We start from the raw sequence: 20,308 nt of genomic DNA, 5'->3' as shown, positions 1-20,308 counted from the left end.
TTAATGAAGTCAAAACTTCAAAAAATATGATATGTCAAGAAATCATCTTGTAATTTTACTTCATAAAATCGCATTGCCTTTAAATCACCTCTATACGAAAAAACCCCTTGCTTAATTAGACATCTTAACCGATATTCAATCCATTCGTCTCCGGTATATTGCTGCATATGTCCAATCACTTCACCAATTAATCTTGCAGCCTTCTTATATTCCACCTTGCCATCTTCATGATACATACGATTAGCGCATTCAATAATAAAATCATCATCTCGATTTTCATTACTGCTGTTTAATAGCTGATTACATGCCCATGTTCGAATGATATGGATATCGTCAGACAATAAATATCTACCCTCATCACTTAGAGTTTGTCTTTCGATGTTAGATAATGGCTCCATCCCAAACTGCTCGTAAAAATTAAGAAGCGTTTCTCCATTTAATTCACCAGTTGTTCTTGGATAGTTATCCTCCACTAAGTATGGGTATATATTTTTTTCATGAAAAGCAGTGAACGTATCAATTACACGTACTGCATTCAATTTACCTTCTAGCATGGCTAACACAAGTCGTAATCCTGTTTGTTCGTGCGCATTTTGACATGTCCAAATAACGATAGTCTGATGTGGTAAAATATTGTTTATCTTTTCAACAGCAGTTAGCATACGTTGTCTATTATGTTCAAGACCATCATCTTCAGTATTGTATCGTTTCTGAAACCAAGCAAGTCGTGCTTCTATACCCGACGCGTTATGTAAATCCTTTATTGGCCCAATGGACAAATTATCTGGAAAAACAATAATACCCTCTGTCTTATGATATTCCGTATCTCGGAATGCAGCTTTTAAACTTCCACCCGGTGAATCACCAAATAGGATATGTACCGTTTGTGCATTAACTGCTTTTTCCTTATCTTCTGACATGTGCAGAATAACTTGTTTAATGTCCTCACTCGACTTGCCATTTAGTAAAGATATGAAAAGCATTGACTTTGCCTCATCTTCACTTAGCTTTTTTATTGCTTCTTTCAAACGACTAACATCCTCCAACATTCATTGCTCCTTTCTATGGCTCGATCTTTTGCGATTATTCTCTCGCGTTCACCCAATAGACAATGCCGATGATCGCACCGCCAATAATATTACCAATTGTGACAGGAACTAAATTTGCCACCGCACCACCAAGCGATACAAGATCACCGTGCGGAATAAAGAGCGCAAGGCTAAAAAGTGTCATATTGGCAATGCTGTGCTCAAATCCCGATGTAATAAAGGGGAAAATACAACAGAAAATCATCGCTAATTTTGCTATTTCTGTTTTTAATTTATAAGTACACCATACAGCTAAGCAGACAAGAAGATTACATAAAATGCCACGACATAGCAGCTCAACAAAGCTTGCATTCATCTTGGACGTTGCACTTTTCTCGATATAAGTAGCTATATCGCCAATGGCAAGCCCTGCATAGAAGAATAACATTGCACCAAGTAATGAGCCAAAAAAATTACCAATGTAGCTAAATAACCAAATACCGACCATTTCAAGTGGGGAAGATTTTTTCTCTAATGTACTTACCGATAATACGAAGTTATCACCCGTAAATAAATTCGCACCAGCCATCATGACCATACTAAGTGCTACACCAAATGCTAACCCCTGTACTACTTTCATACTCGGTACACCCACAGGATCAAATAATCCTCCAATTGTAACGATTAACAAAATACCAAAACCAATAAAAAGTCCACCAGCAATCGCTTGCAATAAATAGTTAAAAGGTCTTTTCTTCATCATCGTTATTTTATTGTTAGCTGACGTGCACACGATAGCAATTGTTTCTTTCATCATGCTCACCTCCAAATAAACAATACCTATATTTATCATATCGCATTTCGGAGTTCTCCCAAATTATCAATGTGACTATTTTTCAAAAATATGCTAAGTGTTGCACTCCCTCTTTGCCTTAACAAAAATAAAGGGTTCCGTTTTAAATTGATTATTTTTTTCTATTAGTCAAACCATTCTTTCTATCAGGAAATGCATTGCTCATTTGCTCTTATAATGCTAAGATGCCACTAATTCCTATAAAACTAATTTGTTAAGTAGGTAAAAGAAAGGGGATGATTAAATGAGTCAAATTATTACCAACAAAATAAAGCAATCTATTACAGAATTAGTAGGTCATACACCTCTATTGGCGCTTAATCAGTACACGAAAGAACTACAACTTGAAGCAGAAATTATTGCGAAGCTAGAATATTTTAATCCTGCCAATAGTGTAAAAGATCGTATTGCAAAAGCAATGATTGAGGATGCTGAAGCACAGGGTCTATTAACAAAAGACAAAACCATTATCGAAACGACAAGTGGAAATACTGGTATTGGGCTTGCAGCCATCGCAGCAGCGAAGGGCTATAAATTACGTATTTATATGCAAGATGGTGTAAGTGAAGAGCGAACAAAAGTTGTGAAGGCATATGGAACTGAGGTTGTTCCATTTTCAGATGTGCCGGAGATGGTAGCGGCCTTTGAAGAAACAAATGGTGATTTTGTTGAAACAAGTAAAGTTTTTAGAGAAACTGTCGTTGATCAGGAGGAAAATGTAGTCTTTCTAAATCAGTTGAACAACGAAGTGAATCCAAATATTCACGAACGCACAACCGGACCAGAAATTTGGGAGGATACAAATGGACAAATTGATATTTTCGTTGCAGCAATTGGTACAGGTGGCACAATTAGTGGTGTAAGTGCTTTTTTAAAATCCAAAAATCCTGCCATTCAAATTATTGGCGTAGAGCCTGCTATTAACTCCATTGCTACAGTTGACAATCCTGATATTATTGAAATTACAGGTGTACATCGCTTTTCTGATGCGGAAGAAGCACGAGTGCCATCAAATGTTCACCTTAATCGGATTGATGAAGTGCTAGAAGTAGAAACAGCTGATGCCTATGAAGCCGCTCGTACCGTTGCGAAGACGGATGGCATTTTAGTAGGTACCTCCTCTGGTGCTGCACTATTTGTTGCAGCAACTCTTGCTAAACGACCCGAAAACAAAGGGAAGCGTATAGTCGTACTCTTTCCTGACACAGGACTGCGCTATTTATCTACCGATTTATTTTAATGCTAAAATGAAGGATGGAATCGTCATCTATCCTTCATTTTTATTAAGAAGCCGAGGAAAGCTCTCTTTAGCACCTGTCCACGTATTACTTAAAAAATAACATCATTCCTGGAGCATCAACATCCCGTTCTGTAAATCCAAGTTTTTGATAAAAAGGTTGTTTGCCCTTAGCACAAAATAATTGAATCCATTTAATATTTTTATTTTTACAATGTGCTAATAGAGCTTCCATAACAGTTGTACCAATTCCATTTCGTTGATACTCGGGATGCACCATTACATCGCAAATAAACGTTTGATAAATACCATCTGAAATAATTCTGCCATAGCCGATTAATGTTTGCTCATCATAAATTGACACACTATACCAGCTATTACAAATGGCTTGAAATAATTGTTCGTACGTATACAGCCCCTTCGCATTCCAACCGGTAGTTTGATGTAATGCCTGATATTCTTCAAACGTAGGGTTCGTTTCACATATTGTATACACCATCACTATTTCTCCCTAGATCATTTTGAATAAATATACAATAAATATTATTTTTATTCAATTTAAAACTAGAAAATAATGATGGATTTATTAAGGTTGTGATATAGCGAAATCGCCCTTAGCACTCATGTATAGTCGTAGATGATGATCGACTATGATATCAATAGGACTGACAATTGCTTTTTTAGTAGAGAAATACCAAATGCGTTCACTAGGACCGATTAATAAATGCACACCATCCTCGTAATTCCCCATAAATGTAAGCGCATCTGTACGAATTTCTTCACCCTTTAAGGGCGTGATACCATATTTCTTTAAACAATCTGTCACAGCATAAATCGCATCCGTCGTTAAATTAATTTCAGCAATATCTACTACATGTTTAATTGAAAATGCATCGGTATGAACACATGGATTTATCCCATGTCTAGCGATAAACTCTATTACATTACCTTCTGGATCATAAAAATAGCATGAGTTCGCATCTAACGTTTGAAAATATACTTCATCCTGTTCATCTAAGTGTAATAATTGGACGCGAGCTTGTGCCCATCTTTTCGCTTGCTGAAACAAATTACTTGGAATATTGAGCGCAAAATGATATTGCTTTGCTATAGAAGCATCCATTGTTTCGAATTGAATGACGCTTTCCCCGGCTGCTATTTCAAAATAATGCTCCGCTTCTTCTAACAATTCAAATTCTAATATGTCACAGTAAAATGCCTTCAATTTATGTAAATCATGCGCGAATAGCTTCATTTTTGATATCATCATCTTCCAGACATCCCCTTTGCATTTAATACATTTACTGTACTAAATAAATACTTAATGAACCTCATGCAAAAGAATGAACAATTTGAAAACCAATTACGGCTTGAAAACTTCATACCCCTATACGGGTGTACGATCCCCTCTACTATTCGGTTGAGAGATTACTAAAAATTCTACATCTTCCTGCGAATCATTACGCATTTGATGCGCCTGAAGAGGAGGCACTTCAATTCCTTCATTTGCCTGCAATATAATCCGTTTTCCGTCTATTTCCATTGTTGCCGTACCCGAAAGCACAAAAAAGAATTGTTGGGCTTCATGATGATAATGACAAACTTCCTCTGTATTGGCAGGCATTCGTTCATGAATAACGCTCAATTCATTATTTTTAACTAAATGCCAACCATCACACTGATTTCCCCAATAATAATGTTCTGCATGTTCTTTACTAATTTTCAACTACAACTACCCCTTCATTTTTCGTGACATACTTTCATTTAACTTTTATTTTTTCGACTGTAGCAACAAAAATAGATTCTTTATGCATTTTAATATATTGATACTTCGATTCCTTATAATACCCTTCATTTTTCAAATACGCTTTTAGCTCAGATTTTTTCTCGAAAACTTTTTCTACATTCGTTTCCCCACATTCTGAGTCATCTGTTTTTTTACAAATGTTCATCATAAAAAACTTCGTCATTTGTAAACCTCCTCCATTATAGTAGGATTAAATTGTTAACAAGCTATTTCCATACTTTATCTAATTGATTTGCATAGAAATTTATCGCATTTTTATAACTAAGTATTTCAGGGTCTGTTGTAGTATTTGCCAGGCATTTTAATAAGAGCTCCATCGCTTTTGAATGTTCGTTTAAATTATATAAAGTCATTGCATAAAACACTTGTAATGCTTGATTCGTTGGAAAGGATGCTATTCCCTCTAAAAAAACATTTTTCGATTTTTCATATTCACCTAACGTTCTATATGTACTGCCAAGTCCCAAGAACGCTCCCTCTAAATCTGTTCCAGATAACCCTTGCGTAATTGCCTTTTCATAGTAGGGAACGGCTTTTAATTCTTCACCTAAAACATCAAAGCTCCACGCACATTGGTAATTCACCAATGCATCGTCAGGATATTCCTTTACCAGTTTTAAAAGTAATTGATTTGATTCTAACTTCTTATTATCTGTTCGTAATTGAATGGCTATTGCTAGTTGTTCTTCGTACAATGTTCTTAGCTCCTTTAGTAGATCTACTCTCTAGTCGTTTTTAGCATTTCAAATTAAATTGGTAACTTTAATAAACTTCTGAACATCTTCGCAGATTGACTTTCTGGTAAAATCCCACTTTGTGAATTTGATGTGAACGGTAGCCACTGCCAATCTTCCCCTCCTGCAAATGCAACTCTTGACCATTTCTCCAAAAAATCAATAAAGTTGTCCCCTAATTTATAGCCATGGCCTTCACCATCATCATGACTTAAATAAACGACACAAGCATCAGGACTATTATCAACGAGGTCAAATGCAAAATAATCTCCATTGCCTACCTCATAAAAGGCTAATGTATGATGCCACACTTTGTCATACTCATTATTTGGATTTGAAAAAACTTCTGTAACCCATCCATTTTTATCATCATTCAGCTCTTTCAATAATCCTAAATCCCAGTGAAGCATCCCGCTAAAGATTCCATCCAATTCATCATCTAGTTGATAATCATCAGGGAAAACCCACCGCAAGTTACATGTTGATGAAAACTCTAACAGTACCTTTTTAAAACTTTCAGGAAGTGGGAAGCCTAATTGGTTTTCACATTCTGCTATTTGTTGTGAAGACGCAGGAGCACCAACCATTACTTGGGATACATCTCCACCTATTGCATTCATTCGTTCCACTATATTCGCAATTCGATGCTCGAACATACGATAATCCATGGTCAATCCCCTCCGTTCCTATTATCCAAAGACGGTACAACTTTCCTATTCTTATATCATCATATACTATATGTATTTTCGGCAGTTACTATTTTTACCATTATTTTGTATTTTGTTTACGATTTATGCTAATAATAAAATGACCAGGTTCACTTTTATTGTGCTAGTCCCTGGTCATTTTTTATTGATTTGAACATGTATTCTTCTTACTTTTTTTCGACGCCAATAATTAATTTTATAATCTAAATGGTCATTTTACATTATGTTGTATTTTTACTTTTTTAATCTGATAAACAACACCAAAAATCAAATTAAACTGGATTGACAAAGGAAACCACTGTTTTCTATGCCAACAGTCCTAAAAAATACTTATTAATATTTAGTCTCTTGTTTGTATTCTTTATAATCTTTATAGCCCAAAGGTATAGAAATAATTACTAACAAAGCCGCAATAAGATAAATAATCGTTTTTGTATTTGAAGTTATAGTTAAATATGATGCAATACAGCTTATACTGACTGGGATTATCACTAAATAATGATATGGTCTTAATCTCATATCAACTTGCCCCCTTTACAAAAATCTTACCTTCTTCAAAGCTTGTAGTTAGGTTAACTTTCGTAACGATACAATACTGTCATTTGTTAACTCTAAGCGACATAATCCTATAATAGAGCAATATAGCCTGATATTATTAGTATTTAAATTTAATAGTGAACATACTTAATTTAAATAGCTATAGCTAAACTACCTCGAGTTACCAATAATTTATCATTGATAACGATTCTCATTCAATAGTTAAATCACATCATTTTTATAAAATTCAGAAAATTTTTTGGTGAAAATTTGAGTATTATGTATCAAAACATTTTCCTTTTATTAGCTTTTATTTAATCTTTTTTGTAAATATTCAGCTCACCAAAATCTTTTTTCATAATTAATTTTATAGTTTAAAAATCTAATAAACTGCAAAGAAGACCACCCTACATGAAGTGGCCTTTCCTGTCTTATTCAATATATTGTGCACTAACTTGAAGCTTCCGTTGTATTATCCACTGTGCAACAATGAGATTAGGCACCCAACATAACCATGAAATGATAGGATAACTAATTATAAAATTTTCAAATCCAAATAATACAGTAAAGACTAAAAGCCAAATTCTCAATGTTACAGCAGCGAAAGTTAACGAATAATTTCGTATCATCCATTTTTGATGATCATAAATTTTTTGTTCTTTAATTTTAACTACTGCTTGATATCCAGTAATCATCCACAATATAGATAGTGTGCTAAAACCGAGCTGTGATACGAATCCCCCCGTAGCGTAAAATGCTAAATAAAGACCTGAAACACTCCCGAAAAATATGCCAATCATATAGATTTTCCCTAATATTCGATGTCGCTTTATATTGTTTTCTCTAAACTTTGAGAATAATGTAAAGGGACCTATAACTAATGCCAGTACACTATATATAATATGGGTATAAAGCATGGTATACCAAAGCGAATCTAATGTATTAATAAACATAAGTTTCATACTAACAAATCCTGCTTGATGTGCATCCAATATCAAATATTGAACAATAGAATAACTAGCTATACCAATAGCTAAGCAACAAAAAATAAGCCAAGTTTTTTTATTCATTTTGCGGTCCCCTAGAATTATAAATTTTATCAAAGAAATTTCGTTTCTTAGTCCATAATGTAACATTAAATTTTAGATTGGTTGTTTTTAACACAGTAAGTGGTAATAAAATGTATATAAGAGGGCTTATATTATACATATCATTATGTTGGATTTAGTTACTATATGTAAAAAAGATTAATATATAAAGGTTTGCCGGTTGTTTAAAAATTTATCTGAGGAAAAGACCACCATCACTGAGTAGTCTTTTCATCGTTTATTCAACTTCCTTATAGCACTTAGTCCCTCCCCGCCTCGTAAAACTTCTGTGCTAACATAGCAGGTCTTGTACGTGTGTCCGTAAAGTGATCACCATCGCCTACTATCAGGCGGAACTGTCCGAGTCGTCTAGACATATTCGGATGCCAGCCGTAGCCCTCCCCTTGTGGTAAAGCATTGTCTTGGTAAAAATAAACGTAACTTTTTGGTATAGAGAGTGTGTAGAAGGCTTTAAGATCCAGCTTCTCGAATAGTGGCTTAGCAGGTTCTGGGGTGATGACCGCATACATCCTTTTGGCTTCTTGCAAAGTGGCAGTATTGACGAACGAATCCCGAAACAACGGAAATGGGAGCATGATTGTATCGTCGTTAGAAGCGATTCTGAGCTGCTCGAAACCTTGCCTCATTTGTGGAGGAAATGCGTCGGCAACGGATTCGCCATCTTGCAGTACAAACGCGTCCCAGAAAACAAGACGCTTTATGCGATCCGGTATCTGCTCTGCAACCTTTTGGATAACTGTTCCACCAAAGCTGTGCCCGACAAGAATAAAATTACGTATATTCAATTGCTTAATAAAATCAACGACAGACTTTGTAATCATTGCATGTGTAACATTCTTGTTCGGGTCATTGCCATGACCTGCATATTCCGGTGTATAAACGACATGTCCTCGACTACGAAGGATAGCGGCTACACCGTCCCAAAAGTGAGCATCAGCCCAAGAACCATGGACAAGTACGAACATCAGCCGTTGTGCATGTGAATAGGTGCTTGCATCCGCTTCGTGAGCGCAATTCCATTCATCTGAATAAGAGGAGGAATAATACCTCCATGGCATTAAACTATAATCAGGATAGGAAAATGGATAATTTCCTGGATACGGAAACATATACTAGACATCCTTTCAAATCGACATATAGTGTCAGCATATGCCCAACGTGAAAGAGAAGTTCCCGCACTCAAGCTGTCAAAACCACCTTTACTATTTGAGAATTATAGGCTTTCAAACAATAGTCATTTGCATATTCCCTTTTCAATCCCCTCTAGCTTACCGAACTTGGTTAAGTTGTTCACTACAAATTATCAATAAATTTCCATCTAAATCTTTAAAAACAAAATAAAAATTATCCTCAATTTCAGTGAATTTGTTTTTTTATTGGTATGGTCACAATAACTTGTCTCCCTACAATTATTTAATATAAGCTAACAATTTCGATATTTACTAATATTAACCTTTTTTGTTTGAACATTTCAATTTTAGCTACGAAGCTTACATAAAACTTTTGAGAAAAACAATTTCTTTATGAACTAAATAATAAAAACCCAGGCTCTACATTACTTGAGAACCTGGGCTATTTTTAATTCTATATTGGCGCTAAAACTATATAGTTGTTGAATTATTTCCTTCGTCCATCTTCAACATAGCTTTATTGAGCTTATTCATGCTCATTATTGATTATCCGTTTGTGATTCCTGAAGCTCTTCGTTTTCATGCATAGAAGCTAAAGAATTTTCATCATTTAGTTCATTATTATTCGTATTCTGGATTTCTTCAGCAACTTGTTCTTGAACTGTTTGAATACGATCCTCTAAATCCGAAAGTTTTTCATATTTACTATCAATAAAAATACCTCGGTCTGCATCCATCTCTAATTCACTGGAAAGGCGATTTTGCTCACGTCCTAATGAATTTTTTGTCAACTCTAGTGTTTTCACTTGTTCGAGTGAAACAGATTTTTCTAAAAGATTTTCCATTGAGTTGGATGGCTTTTCGTTTTTTAAATCCTGTTCATTTTGGTTTGTCGTTTTCTTTTGCTCATCCGTTTGCTGTTCAGCTATTTGCGCATCAATATCAGCTATTTGCTTTTCAAAATCTTTTAGTTGTTCTTTAATAGATGATAAGTCGCCGCCACTTTCTAACGTACGTTCACTTAGGTCACTTTTCATCTTTTGAATATTCTCACGTTGTTTCATTAAACTTTCGATAAGACTTGTTTTAGCTTGCTGCCCTTTAAACAAATTACGAGCTTGTTGTCCAATTGTTAATGTATCTTTATGTACTATAAGATTTTGCTGAACCAATTTAGGCTTACTTGCTGATACATTTGACAGCTTCATGAAATTAGAAGAATTTACTTCATTCGTAAGTTTCATATTACATCACCTCTTGTTTATATATCGACCATTTATTGGAATTTTAAAGTGAAGAATAATTAACTCTTCTATATTGCTTTTTCATTGCAAATAAAAAAACCAGCTCCGCTATAGTTGAAAGTATGAAGTTGAAATAATTAAGGATATTTTATTGGGATAAGTTAAATAATATCTTTAGGAGGTGTTGAAATGAAAAGGGATAAAAAAGACACAGAATTTGCAACAGACGAGCCAACAAAACAATCAACTATTAAAAAACCTAATGAGCGTGATGAACATACTGAAACCACTCGCCCACAAAAAGAAGACCTTATTATTAATGAGAAGAAAAGTAAATCAACTTCATTATAATATAAGATTCATTAGGTTTTATTTATTTTGACCACCCATTTTTGAAATGAATCCAAAAAGTTAGACACTTTATTTAGTTAAGGAGCTTGTAAGGATTAAGTTCGTTATTGTACTGGACTTAATCCTTTTAGCTTTGACTTAATTCGTTTGTGATTGTAGTATTCAATGCATTGTTCAAGCTCTTGCTTATAAGTGTTACATGCTTTCAAAATATTGTAAGTAAAGTATTGTCTAGTGTAAATTTAACCATATAAAAACGCACCTCAATTGTTAGGTTTTGTCTAACAATTGGGGTGCAGTTCATTTTGGAGTCGTTATTTATTGTATATTCAGCTAAGTAAGTCCTGTCCTTTTATTTTTTAATTAATCATAATCATTCTCTTCTTCAATTTTCCGGACTACACCTGTTTTTGCATTTACTTCTACTTCATAAATCTTATTTTGAGCAGTTAAAATGAATATTTCATACACTAAAGTGCCGTTTTCCATATCCATACCATAATGAATGATTTGGCCAGGTACTCTTTGCACAGCAATCTGCATTGCCTGCTGGGGAGTAATTCTCTGATTATATGAAGGCATTACCATATTTTATCCTCCTCTTTTTGCATACATGCTCCTATAGTATGCAAAAATAAGGAAAACTGTTATCACTTATCATTTACTACCTCTCTGCTGAATTGATGACATATCAACAAATCAAACGGTCAGTAGTCATTGTACCATTTTGAAAATCCTGAAATAATACCGTCCTTAACAGCGTGCGCAATAAAGCTTTCTATTTCAGTTCTCATAGCCTGTTGCAAAATAATACCTCCCATAAGGCTCACGCTCCTATTTTTGAATAAGAAAAAGAAAAGCCCTCCACAGAAATGTGAAAGGCTTTTCTAACTCAGAAATTTTTATTAGTTAGTTGTAACAATAATAGTATTTGTATAGTAAACAATACCTTCTTTATTTTCACTATACTCATTTCATATTGTATCCTACTATTCAAACAATCAAATATGACTGTTGTATCACCTGGTTCTAATATATTATTATCACCAACAGGATTATCAGTACCCAGGATATTATCAGGGTTAACTATATTCCAAAACGCTTCATTTTGTACACTGATAGTAATTTGAACACCATAGAATGCTGGAAAATGACCAGAGATGCTACGAACACCTTTGATTCATTTGCTCAAGATATATAAAAATTACTAACGTATTTTTTTATGGTGGGGAATTGATGGGGAGCCCCACCATTCTACCCTAAAATAAATTGTCAAAACACGTTACAAACCCTTATCACTACTGAATTACTTCGAATCATCCATCTTCAGTACAGCCATGAATGCTTCTTGTGGTACTTCGACTGAACCGACTTGTTTCATACGTTTTTTACCTTCTTTTTGTTTATCAAGAAGTTTACGTTTACGGGAAATATCCCCACCGTAACATTTTGCTAAAACGTTTTTACGCATCGCTTTAATCGTCGAACGAGCTACAATTTTTTGTCCAACTGCTGCTTGAATTGGAACTTCGAATTGTTGACGTGGAATTAATTCTTTTAGTTTTTCTACAATGATTTTTCCACGTTCATAAGCAAAGTCGCGGTGAACGATAAAGCTAAGTGCATCGACTTGCTCAGCATTTAGTAGGATATCCATCTTCACTAGTTTTGAAGGTTGGTAACCGATAAGCTCATAGTCAAATGATGCATAGCCTTTTGTATTTGATTTTAAATAATCGAAAAAGTCATAAACAATTTCAGATAATGGCATTTCATAAATGATGCTGACACGTGAAGTATCAATATAATCCATCGTCATGAAATTACCACGTTTAATTTGGCAAAGCTCCATTACCGCACCAACATAATCATTTGGTACCATAATTGTCGCTTTTACATATGGCTCTTCTACACGATCAATTTTTTGTGGATCTGGCATGAAAGATGGATTATCGACTTTAATGGACGTACCATCTGTCATATGCACATCGTAAATTACAGATGGAGCTGTTGTAATTAAATCAATGTTAAATTCACGCTCAATACGCTCCTGAATGATTTCCATATGCAATAGCCCTAAGAAACCACAACGGAAACCGAAGCCAAGCGCTTGCGATGTTTCAGGCTCATATTGCAATGCAGAGTCATTTAGTTCTAATTTTTCTAATGCATCACGTAAGTCATTATATTTAGCTGTATCAATTGGATACAATCCACAGTACACCATTGGATTTAAACGGCGATAACCTGCTAATGGCTCTGTCGCTGGACGATTAGCGAATGTTACAGTATCCCCAACTCGCGTATCCCCAACGTTTTTAATAGACGCTGTTAAGTAACCAACATCTCCAACGGTTAGCTCCTCTTGTGGTACACTTTTCGGAGTATGTACGCCGACTTCAATAACATCAAATTCCGCACCTGTCGCCATCATACGAATTTTATCGCCCTGTTTAACAGTACCATTCATAATTCGAATGGAAATGATAACACCTTTATAAGCATCGTATACAGAGTCAAAAATAAGTGCTTGTAATGGTGCATCTGGATCACCAGTTGGTGCAGGAACCTTTTCAACAATTTGCTCTAAAATATCTTCAATTCCGATACCAGCTTTTGCAGATGCTAATACAGCATCAGAAGCATCTAAACCGATTACGTCTTCGATTTCTTGGCGGACACGTTCTGGGTCAGCTGCTGGTAAATCGATTTTATTGATGACTGGCATAATTTCTAGGTCGTTATCAAGTGCTAGATAAACGTTAGCCAGTGTTTGTGCTTCGATGCCTTGTGCTGCATCCACAACTAAAATAGCGCCCTCACAAGCAGCTAAACTACGTGATACTTCATATGTGAAATCGACATGTCCCGGTGTGTCGATTAAATGGAATGTATACACTTCGCCATTTTTGGCTTCATATTTTAATTGGACTGCATTTAACTTAATTGTTATGCCTCGCTCACGCTCTAAATCCATTGAGTCGAGTAGCTGTGCTTTCATTTCACGGGATGTCAATGATTTCGTTTGCTCTAAAATACGGTCAGCAAGCGTTGATTTCCCGTGGTCAATATGTGCAATAATAGAGAAATTTCGAATATTCTCTTGTCTTTTTAATCGTGCTTCTCGGTTCATCTCTTCCACTCCTAATTAAACTATAATGAATTATACTATGAACCATATACAAACCACAACATTAGAACGGCATAAATGCTGTTAAATCAATGGTTACTCTTATTTATGTTTGTTATTTTCTGCGAATCAATGCATAAAAAAGCACCATATTGAGGCAATTAAGCTAAAATGACTCTCTATAAGGAACATATAAAATATGGCGAGTGTGTGTACAAAATTGGTCAATATTAAATTAGTTATTAGAAAATATATGCAAAAAATACCTGTTATTTTATATTTAAAACATAAGAGAGACCAGCAACTATATTTTTAGCTGCTGGTCTCTTTGTATCTTATCGTTACTCGAAAGTTGATCTACTTCAACGTTAAAGTAGATATATGGAGGCTAAATTGGCAGTTAACATTAAACATCATTCATATGAGCATCGACTGCTTGCTGAATAAGGCTAGATAAAGCTTCTACCCCTTTTGGTTCTAGATGTACGCCGTCCGGAGCAAAATACTCGGGGTGATTAAGCGCTGTTGAATGCCAATCAATTAATGTAATATTGTTATACTCATGTGCTTTATTTGCTAACGCATTATTCACTTTTGTTTCCCATGGACGTGGTACACGTGTATTCACTAAGTAAATTTGCGCTTGTGAAAATGCTCCAAGGAGAGTATCAATCTGGTCATTTGTAAAATAACCATTTGTGCCTAGTTGAATAATGACTGCTTTATTTGGTTGATTGAAACGAGTGTAACTAGGAACTAATTTAACTGCTTGTGAGACTTGTCTCCCGATTTTCCCATCGATTGTAATGTTAGGGTATAGCGTATGTAAACGCGTAGCAATATCAATCATAACTGAATCCCCGATAGCTAATAGTTCTTTATACGGTTCTTTCATAGGATTTACACTCGGCTCGTCTTTTTCAGGTTGAGACGCTTCGTCGTTATTTTCCACAGACGTTCCTACTTCTTCCTCGACCTTATTTTTTTCTTGCGTATCTTTAGCAGAATGCTGTTCTTCACCATTTATTTTAATATTTGTAGGGTAATTCTCCTTTGTATCCTGTTGTGCTTCCCCTACTACCCCTGTAATACCAGTAAAAAATACTAAAATGAATAGCGGAATAACAGCAGTTGCTATTTTTCTTGCAATCGAAAAATTTTGCCACTTGCTCGGATTGATAACCCAATATTTTCGGAAATACATTCGGAATCCTTGTTTACGAATCGGCATTTCAATAAAACGATATGATAATTCTGCGACGATTAATATAAATACAAGCTGTAAAGCGACACGCCAATATACTGGATTTCCTATTTCATGAACAGGAGTAGTTAGCACTATAATTGGGTAATGCCAAAGATAAATTCCATATGATCTAGAACCAATCCAGCAAAGTGGTTTCCATGAGAGTAGTTTCCCTAAGAAACTAGCTGGGTGACAAACACAGGCAATTAATAGCGCAGCATTAATACAAAATAGGAACATGCCGCCTCGATATAAAAATGCTTGGTATTCATCTACATACAAAATACTGGCAATAAAAATAATAAAGGTAATGACACCAATACTATTGAGCTCATAAACATGCTTGGCAGAAAGCTTTTTAGTAGAAAGTCTTTTCATTGGCCAAACGAAGGCAAGCCAACAACCGATTAGTAATTCAAATGAACGTGTATCTGTCCCATAATAAATACGACTTGGATCAGCTCCTGGCTGAAATAGGATAGCCATAAGTAATGCTGAACAAATTGCGCCAATGAAAATAATGTTAGAAAATTTACTTTGTTTTTTAAATATAGACAAACCAATGATTAATACAATTGGCCATATAACATAAAATTGTTCCTCAATTGCTAAAGACCATAAATTTTTCAAAGGGGAAGGCGACCCAAAACTATCAAAATAGGACAGTTTGTGATAAATAAACCACCAATTACTAGAATAAAAAATGGAGGATAGGGCGTCTCCTCGCAACGTATTTAAAAGCTCTTTATGAAATAACATCACCCACACGAAAGTGGTCATTATCATGACATATGCAGCTGGAACTAGGCGTCGAAAGCGTCCAATCCAAAATTTACGCAAATTGATTGTTAATTGCTCACCTTGCATCGGTAAAATCGTTGAGGTGATTAAGTAACCTGATAATACAAAAAATATATCAACTCCGAGGAATCCTCCACTGGCCCATCGAAAGTTAAAATGATAAGCAATTACAGCTAGTACTGCTAATGCTCTAATCCCATCTAATCCCGGGATGTAACGATGATTTAATGTCTTGCCTAACATACTGTTTCCTCCAATAAAATGTAAAACCCTTTTAACATTATTTAGTTTTAAAAATAGTTTGTATACTGCCTAGCCTCTGCTCCTTTTCCTTCATTTCCATTACTATTATTAAGACGAATGAGCTACCTAAAAAGGTTAACCATTTTCTAAAACAAAAAAATTTTCACTGAGAATTTTTTACCTCTGTGATTTGTATAAATACCCCAAAAACTACAAATGTATGTATAAAATACTTTACTTTTACATTAAAATTCGTAATATTAACCAACGAAAAAAGCATCTGCCCATAATGGTAGATGCTTTTGAAGCGGTTTTTTCCATTGATGTACACCATCGAAAATTGCCCGATTCAATAAGGCGTATGAGCTGACTTGAAAAGTATAATGCAAGGTAAAAACAATTGAAAGACCTCTGAAACAAAAAATTTTAGGTAATTTTTTCAATAGTCACCCTCACTTACCATTCATTCCCCGACATGGATTACATCAACTCATTTTCATAACAGTGACAACGACGAAGGCATCGCATGGATATGATTATTTTATTAATAACTAGCTATCTCGAATGTTTCTAAAATATTGAATGACAAGACGCTAGCTTTTAACTTTTTGATTCCGTCACAAAGCTTTTAGCAATTGCTTTTCCAATTACCGCAATTGTCCGATTTAATTCTTCTTCTGTATTATCTATTCCACCTAATTCAATTAAAATCATTTCTTTGGCTAAATCTTGATTGTAACGACCGTCTACATTGTCACCACTTTTCGATATAACCCCTCTAGAAACCTTTGGCACAATTTCATTCATAGCAGCAGAGAGACTTTCTGCATAAGCTGTATTCCATCTGTAATTTTTATGTTCTGCCCCCACAACAATAGCAATACGTGCGTAACTTTCATTGTTATGTGTAATAGTTGTCGTATCACGCTTGGCAGAATCTCGGTGCAAATCAATCACTAAATTATAAGATTGTTCCTGTAAACGATTTGCTAAATATGGACGTACCGTGTTGTAAGCTTGTGGAAAGGTTTTGCCTTCAGATTTCATTACCTTCATGACATCAACATCTAATACATCTGTCTGTATACCGTTCATACTAAAATGCTTGGCAATCGCACCTTGTAAATTATAAATATTTGTCTTCTCATCATAAACGTCTGCTTTCCCGCTTACCGCTTTCACCATTGGTTGGTAGGCTTCTTGTGAATGCGTAAATAATAATAATACTTTAAAAGGATCCTGTTCTTCCGTCTGCTCTTTCGTCAACTCTAGTGCTGTTTGTTCAGGCAAATTAGTAGCGGCAAACACGACTTGTTTATCCTCTGGTTGCTTGATCGGAGTCGATGCTTGCTTGTTGAACGGAAGTTGCCCAGCAATGACTGGTAATACGAAAAAGAACAATAATAGACCAATTGACCATTGTAGTTTTTTTAGCAAAGTCACACCCTCCTCCCCTTATCGTATGGAGGGGATGTGTCTTTTAGAACGATGATTTTATAGATCGTTTGCCCAATTCATAAGCATAGTTGAAATGATTGTTGCATACTTATCTATCCAATAATCTGCTTCTTTTGGTGTCACCATTAACTGTGCATGGGAAGCGGCAAATGTCTCCTCAAAAAGCTGTTGGCGCTCCTCTTTTGTCCAAGTTGCCCATTCACCAAAAATCGGTGTCACAAGGGACATATCCAGTTCTTTATTAATGTCTGGTCGCCAAGAAGATAAAGATAATTTAGATGAAGGCTTTCCACGTTCCGCAACACGTGCAGCGATAGAGCGTAGCATCACCTCTACTGCATCAGCAATTAAAACTGGCGCGTCAACGACTGTTGGAATTCCGATAGCAGTAACCGGGATACCTAGCATCTCATAAGAAATTTCCTTGCGCTGATTGCCGACACCTGAGCCAGGATGAATACCTGTATCTGTAAGTTGAATGGTTTTACATAATCGATCACTTGCTCTCGTTGCGAGTGCATCTACTACTATGATTAATTTTGGTTGCAGGCGCTCTGCCAATGCTGCTACAAATTCACCTGTTTCATATCCTGTTTGTCCTGTTACCCCAGGTGCGTACATGACAAATTTGTCATCGATTTGCTCTAGACTATGCAAGTGATCAATAACATAAGGTCCAATGGCATCTGGCGTAATTGTTCTATTGCCAAGACCTATAATTAATATTTTGTCATCTTCCTTCCAGGCAATTGATTCATGCATTGTTTTAAAATTATCCAACAATGCTTTCTCAAGCTGTTCGAATCCATCTTCATCCTCTAAAGTAAGCGTTGGGACGGAAAGGGTTATATATTTCCCTTCCTTTTTGCCTATTTGTTTTTTACCCTCAGCATTTACTTGGACATCGGTAATTTTCACACGCCCTGCAGTTTTGTCTTCAATTTGAACCCCACTTGATTGTTCAAGTGTATCTTTTTGTTCCTTCGTTTGATGTAAAACTACCTCTTCAGATTCATCAATTAAATCAGTACGCTGCCAATTTAAGTTTTGCATTCAGTTCACCTCAAATTGTAGTTTGTTCAAACTGTCAAGTAAATATTCTTTGCATTTATCTATTGCAATTTAGCCTAGCGTTTGTTAAAATGATTTTTGTTGTATTGACACAAGAAATCAATGAGAAGATATCATCTCGTACCTATTTTAGGAGGTGAAAGATATGCCAAACATTAAATCTGCGATTAAACGCGTAAAAGTTAACGAAAAAGCTAACGCTGCTAACACTCAAGCTAAATCTGCAATGCGTACTACAGTGAAAAAAGCTGAAAACGCTGTTGCTGCAAACGCTGAAAACGCACAAGAACTTTTACAAGCAGCTTACAAATCTTTAGATAAAGCAGCTTCAAAAGGACTTATCCACAAAAACGCGGCGGCTCGTAAAAAGTCTCGCCTAGCTAAAAAAGCGTAAGTGTTTATTAAGGATCAGTTTACTCTTAGGAGTAACTGGTCTTTTTTCATTTCTAATTTTTTTATTAGGAATAATAAACAAATAAAAGCCGCCTTGCTACTGCGGGATACGTAAAAGCACGAAACATTCGTGCCTTACTCACCCGCTAAAAAGCAAAGCGGCTTTTAAAGTTTATGTTCGATTTTCCCTACTAAATCAGCCTTTTTAATAATGGTATTTTCTGTATAATCCACACGATAATTGTAGATACCACCAAAATGATTACTACTTGTAACGGAATCGCCATAAGCGGCTTTACAAAGAGCTCGTTTCCTTCAAAAAAGTGCGGACGGACTTTATCTAGAATCATCGCATGTACTAAGTAAACACCAAAGCTTGTTTGTCCAATTAGCTTGACTATCCCACTTGTTTCATAACTTCCTCTTGCTACTTTTCGATTGACCCAATATTTCACAAAAACAAAAAGTGCAACACTCATCGCAATAACATTAGGGCTGGAATACGAAAATGCATAGCCTGAAAATTGTCCTTGCTGCTCTGTCAACGCATTTGTGCTCCAAATCGTTTCAAGCGCACCAATTATCCCTAATATGTAAATTCCGACACGCCATTTTTTCGATAGCTCAAATTTCGCTAAATAATAGCCTAGTAAAAAGAAGCCGATGTACTCACTTAAAGGGAAAAACAATGTAAATTCATTACTCACGATATATGAATAATAACGGAATACCCCATAAAATAACATCCACAAAACAATCACATAGCCTATCATTTGTTTAGAGGCATGATTAACAAATATATTAAAAACTGGCGCTAATAGATAAATACCAATAAGCGCATAAAAATACCACAAATGATAGTATATCTGATCATTAAAAAACATGATTAGAAATTCTTTTAATGAATACCCTGGATTCCACATATATGTTGCCCAGGCATAATAAATAATCGACCAAGCAATGAAAGGTAGTAAAATTTTATTGGCACGCTTTTTAAAAAAGGTACTTAAAGATTCTTCCTTTCGTCCAAGTAAAAGCGCCCCACTAATCATTAAAAAAATGGGTACACACCATCGTGACAATGCATTGAATACAATGCCTGTTTGCCAATCAAAACTAGATATTTTGTCATAAAGTACGACATAAGGAGTCGCAGCATGTAAAAGTAGTACGCCTATAATTGCAATGGCACGTAGGCTATCCATGTACTGAATTCGTGTTTGCACGTT

The 20,308-nt window shown here is 35.4% G+C and carries 22 protein-coding genes and 1 pseudogene; 3 read left to right on the top strand and 20 right to left on the bottom strand.

All coding sequences use genetic code 11. From position 1 onward, the window contains the following. Positions 1-17: 17 nt before the first annotated feature. Positions 18-1,049, bottom strand: coding sequence for a DUF1835 domain-containing protein (locus NSQ74_RS12015; RefSeq protein ID WP_340823571.1), 1,032 nt, complete (start codon positions 1,047-1,049; stop codon positions 18-20). Between the two features lie 34 nt (positions 1,050-1,083). Next, on the bottom strand, positions 1,084-1,845 hold the full coding sequence (locus NSQ74_RS12010) for a formate/nitrite transporter family protein (protein WP_340823570.1): 762 nt from the start codon (positions 1,843-1,845) through the stop codon (positions 1,084-1,086). 280 nt (positions 1,846-2,125) lie between these two features. Between NSQ74_RS12010 and NSQ74_RS12005 the strand changes: the two genes are divergently transcribed. Next, on the top strand, positions 2,126-3,121 hold the full coding sequence (locus tag NSQ74_RS12005; protein WP_340823568.1) for a PLP-dependent cysteine synthase family protein: 996 nt from the start codon (positions 2,126-2,128) through the stop codon (positions 3,119-3,121). A gap of 85 nt (positions 3,122-3,206) precedes the next feature. Here NSQ74_RS12005 and NSQ74_RS12000 read toward each other — a convergent pair whose 3' ends face one another. From NSQ74_RS12000 to NSQ74_RS11955, 10 genes are all read right to left on the bottom strand, one after another. Then, on the bottom strand, positions 3,207-3,617 hold the full coding sequence (locus NSQ74_RS12000; RefSeq protein ID WP_340823567.1) for a GNAT family N-acetyltransferase: 411 nt from the start codon (positions 3,615-3,617) through the stop codon (positions 3,207-3,209). An 87-nt stretch (positions 3,618-3,704) separates the two neighbouring features. Continuing rightward, positions 3,705-4,388, bottom strand: coding sequence for a VOC family protein (locus tag NSQ74_RS11995; protein ID WP_340823566.1), 684 nt, complete (start codon positions 4,386-4,388; stop codon positions 3,705-3,707). A 117-nt stretch (positions 4,389-4,505) separates the two neighbouring features. After that, complete coding sequence (locus NSQ74_RS11990) at positions 4,506-4,844, bottom strand: cupin domain-containing protein (RefSeq protein ID WP_340823565.1); 339 nt, start codon at positions 4,842-4,844, stop codon at positions 4,506-4,508. A 34-nt stretch (positions 4,845-4,878) separates the two neighbouring features. Beyond that, entirely contained in the window at positions 4,879-5,088 is a 210-nt protein-coding gene (locus tag NSQ74_RS11985) for a hypothetical protein (RefSeq protein ID WP_340823564.1), read from the bottom strand. A gap of 43 nt (positions 5,089-5,131) precedes the next feature. Further along, the gene (locus tag NSQ74_RS11980; RefSeq protein WP_340823563.1) at positions 5,132-5,620 is read right to left on the bottom strand and encodes a tetratricopeptide repeat protein; all 489 of its coding nucleotides are present in this window, start codon (positions 5,618-5,620) and stop codon (positions 5,132-5,134) included. 53 nt (positions 5,621-5,673) lie between these two features. Then, positions 5,674-6,327 carry an SMI1/KNR4 family protein gene (locus NSQ74_RS11975; RefSeq protein WP_340823562.1) on the bottom strand — a complete coding sequence of 218 codons (654 nt, stop codon included), beginning with the start codon at positions 6,325-6,327 and terminating at the stop codon, positions 5,674-5,676. Between the two features lie 372 nt (positions 6,328-6,699). Further along, positions 6,700-6,885 (bottom strand): hypothetical protein, encoded by a 186-nt coding sequence (locus tag NSQ74_RS11970; RefSeq protein ID WP_340823560.1) that lies wholly within the window; start codon positions 6,883-6,885, stop codon positions 6,700-6,702. A 449-nt stretch (positions 6,886-7,334) separates the two neighbouring features. Continuing rightward, positions 7,335-7,973, bottom strand: a complete 639-nt coding sequence (locus tag NSQ74_RS11965) for a DUF2306 domain-containing protein (RefSeq protein ID WP_340823558.1) — start codon at positions 7,971-7,973, stop codon at positions 7,335-7,337. A gap of 278 nt (positions 7,974-8,251) precedes the next feature. Further along, positions 8,252-9,121 (bottom strand): alpha/beta fold hydrolase, encoded by an 870-nt coding sequence (locus tag NSQ74_RS11960; protein ID WP_340823557.1) that lies wholly within the window; start codon positions 9,119-9,121, stop codon positions 8,252-8,254. Positions 9,122-9,681: 560 nt separating this feature from the next. Next, positions 9,682-10,386 carry a hypothetical protein gene (locus NSQ74_RS11955; protein WP_340823556.1) on the bottom strand — a complete coding sequence of 235 codons (705 nt, stop codon included), beginning with the start codon at positions 10,384-10,386 and terminating at the stop codon, positions 9,682-9,684. A 189-nt stretch (positions 10,387-10,575) separates the two neighbouring features. On the opposite strand from NSQ74_RS11955, the gene NSQ74_RS11950 reads away from it, so the two are divergent. Then, complete coding sequence (locus tag NSQ74_RS11950) at positions 10,576-10,737, top strand: hypothetical protein (protein WP_340823555.1); 162 nt, start codon at positions 10,576-10,578, stop codon at positions 10,735-10,737. Between the two features lie 104 nt (positions 10,738-10,841). Here NSQ74_RS11950 and NSQ74_RS11945 read toward each other — a convergent pair. The 7 genes and pseudogenes from NSQ74_RS11945 to gpr all read right to left on the bottom strand — a co-directional run. After that, positions 10,842-10,962, bottom strand: a pseudogene (locus NSQ74_RS11945) (IS3 family transposase); the annotation flags it as partial. A gap of 138 nt (positions 10,963-11,100) precedes the next feature. After that, positions 11,101-11,325 carry a PepSY domain-containing protein gene (locus NSQ74_RS11940; protein WP_139859978.1) on the bottom strand — a complete coding sequence of 75 codons (225 nt, stop codon included), beginning with the start codon at positions 11,323-11,325 and terminating at the stop codon, positions 11,101-11,103. A 718-nt stretch (positions 11,326-12,043) separates the two neighbouring features. After that, complete coding sequence (lepA, locus tag NSQ74_RS11935) at positions 12,044-13,870, bottom strand: translation elongation factor 4 (RefSeq protein ID WP_340823553.1); 1,827 nt, start codon at positions 13,868-13,870, stop codon at positions 12,044-12,046. Between the two features lie 403 nt (positions 13,871-14,273). Next, positions 14,274-16,157 (bottom strand): acyltransferase family protein, encoded by a 1,884-nt coding sequence (locus NSQ74_RS11930; RefSeq protein ID WP_340823552.1) that lies wholly within the window; start codon positions 16,155-16,157, stop codon positions 14,274-14,276. A 260-nt stretch (positions 16,158-16,417) separates the two neighbouring features. Further along, positions 16,418-16,600, bottom strand: coding sequence for a hypothetical protein (locus NSQ74_RS11925; protein WP_340823551.1), 183 nt, complete (start codon positions 16,598-16,600; stop codon positions 16,418-16,420). A gap of 157 nt (positions 16,601-16,757) precedes the next feature. Continuing rightward, complete coding sequence (gene spoIIP, locus NSQ74_RS11920) at positions 16,758-17,600, bottom strand: stage II sporulation protein P (RefSeq protein WP_340823550.1); 843 nt, start codon at positions 17,598-17,600, stop codon at positions 16,758-16,760. 51 nt (positions 17,601-17,651) lie between these two features. Next, on the bottom strand, positions 17,652-18,668 hold the full coding sequence (gpr, locus tag NSQ74_RS11915; RefSeq protein WP_340823549.1) for a GPR endopeptidase: 1,017 nt from the start codon (positions 18,666-18,668) through the stop codon (positions 17,652-17,654). A 163-nt stretch (positions 18,669-18,831) separates the two neighbouring features. On the opposite strand from gpr, the gene rpsT reads away from it, so the two are divergent. Continuing rightward, positions 18,832-19,080, top strand: coding sequence for a 30S ribosomal protein S20 (gene rpsT, locus NSQ74_RS11910; protein WP_172772128.1), 249 nt, complete (start codon positions 18,832-18,834; stop codon positions 19,078-19,080). A 190-nt stretch (positions 19,081-19,270) separates the two neighbouring features. On the opposite strand, the gene NSQ74_RS11905 is transcribed toward rpsT, so the two are convergent. Next, on the bottom strand, positions 19,271-20,305 hold the full coding sequence (locus NSQ74_RS11905; RefSeq protein WP_340823547.1) for an acyltransferase: 1,035 nt from the start codon (positions 20,303-20,305) through the stop codon (positions 19,271-19,273). Positions 20,306-20,308 lie beyond the last annotated feature (3 nt).

Source organism: Lysinibacillus sp. FSL W8-0992 (assembly GCF_038008685.1).
Lineage (GTDB): Bacteria > Bacillota > Bacilli > Bacillales_A > Planococcaceae > Lysinibacillus.
Note: the sequence above shows the minus strand (reverse complement) of the source record. Positions and strands in the feature narration are given on the sequence as shown.

What these genes read in the sequence shown, in the direction of transcription:
- NSQ74_RS11940 (WP_139859978.1), bottom strand. Translation starts at nt 11,325, where the DNA reads ATGGTAATGCCTTCATATAATCAGAGAATTACTCCCCAGCAGGCAATG.
- rpsT (WP_172772128.1), top strand. Translation starts at nt 18,832, where the DNA reads ATGCCAAACATTAAATCTGCGATTAAACGCGTAAAAGTTAACGAAAAA.
- NSQ74_RS12015 (WP_340823571.1), bottom strand. Translation starts at nt 1,049, where the DNA reads ATGTTGGAGGATGTTAGTCGTTTGAAAGAAGCAATAAAAAAGCTAAGT.
- NSQ74_RS11955 (WP_340823556.1), bottom strand. Translation starts at nt 10,386, where the DNA reads ATGAAACTTACGAATGAAGTAAATTCTTCTAATTTCATGAAGCTGTCA.
- NSQ74_RS11970 (WP_340823560.1), bottom strand. Translation starts at nt 6,885, where the DNA reads ATGAGATTAAGACCATATCATTATTTAGTGATAATCCCAGTCAGTATA.
- NSQ74_RS12000 (WP_340823567.1), bottom strand. Translation starts at nt 3,617, where the DNA reads ATGGTGTATACAATATGTGAAACGAACCCTACGTTTGAAGAATATCAG.
- NSQ74_RS11985 (WP_340823564.1), bottom strand. Translation starts at nt 5,088, where the DNA reads ATGACGAAGTTTTTTATGATGAACATTTGTAAAAAAACAGATGACTCA.
- NSQ74_RS12010 (WP_340823570.1), bottom strand. Translation starts at nt 1,845, where the DNA reads ATGATGAAAGAAACAATTGCTATCGTGTGCACGTCAGCTAACAATAAA.
- NSQ74_RS12005 (WP_340823568.1), top strand. Translation starts at nt 2,126, where the DNA reads ATGAGTCAAATTATTACCAACAAAATAAAGCAATCTATTACAGAATTA.
- gpr (WP_340823549.1), bottom strand. Translation starts at nt 18,668, where the DNA reads ATGCAAAACTTAAATTGGCAGCGTACTGATTTAATTGATGAATCTGAA.
- lepA (WP_340823553.1), bottom strand. Translation starts at nt 13,870, where the DNA reads ATGAACCGAGAAGCACGATTAAAAAGACAAGAGAATATTCGAAATTTC.
- NSQ74_RS11960 (WP_340823557.1), bottom strand. Translation starts at nt 9,121, where the DNA reads ATGTTTCCGTATCCAGGAAATTATCCATTTTCCTATCCTGATTATAGT.
- NSQ74_RS11995 (WP_340823566.1), bottom strand. Translation starts at nt 4,388, where the DNA reads ATGATGATATCAAAAATGAAGCTATTCGCGCATGATTTACATAAATTG.
- NSQ74_RS11975 (WP_340823562.1), bottom strand. Translation starts at nt 6,327, where the DNA reads ATGGATTATCGTATGTTCGAGCATCGAATTGCGAATATAGTGGAACGA.
- NSQ74_RS11965 (WP_340823558.1), bottom strand. Translation starts at nt 7,973, where the DNA reads ATGAATAAAAAAACTTGGCTTATTTTTTGTTGCTTAGCTATTGGTATA.
- NSQ74_RS11930 (WP_340823552.1), bottom strand. Translation starts at nt 16,157, where the DNA reads ATGTTAGGCAAGACATTAAATCATCGTTACATCCCGGGATTAGATGGG.
- NSQ74_RS11950 (WP_340823555.1), top strand. Translation starts at nt 10,576, where the DNA reads ATGAAAAGGGATAAAAAAGACACAGAATTTGCAACAGACGAGCCAACA.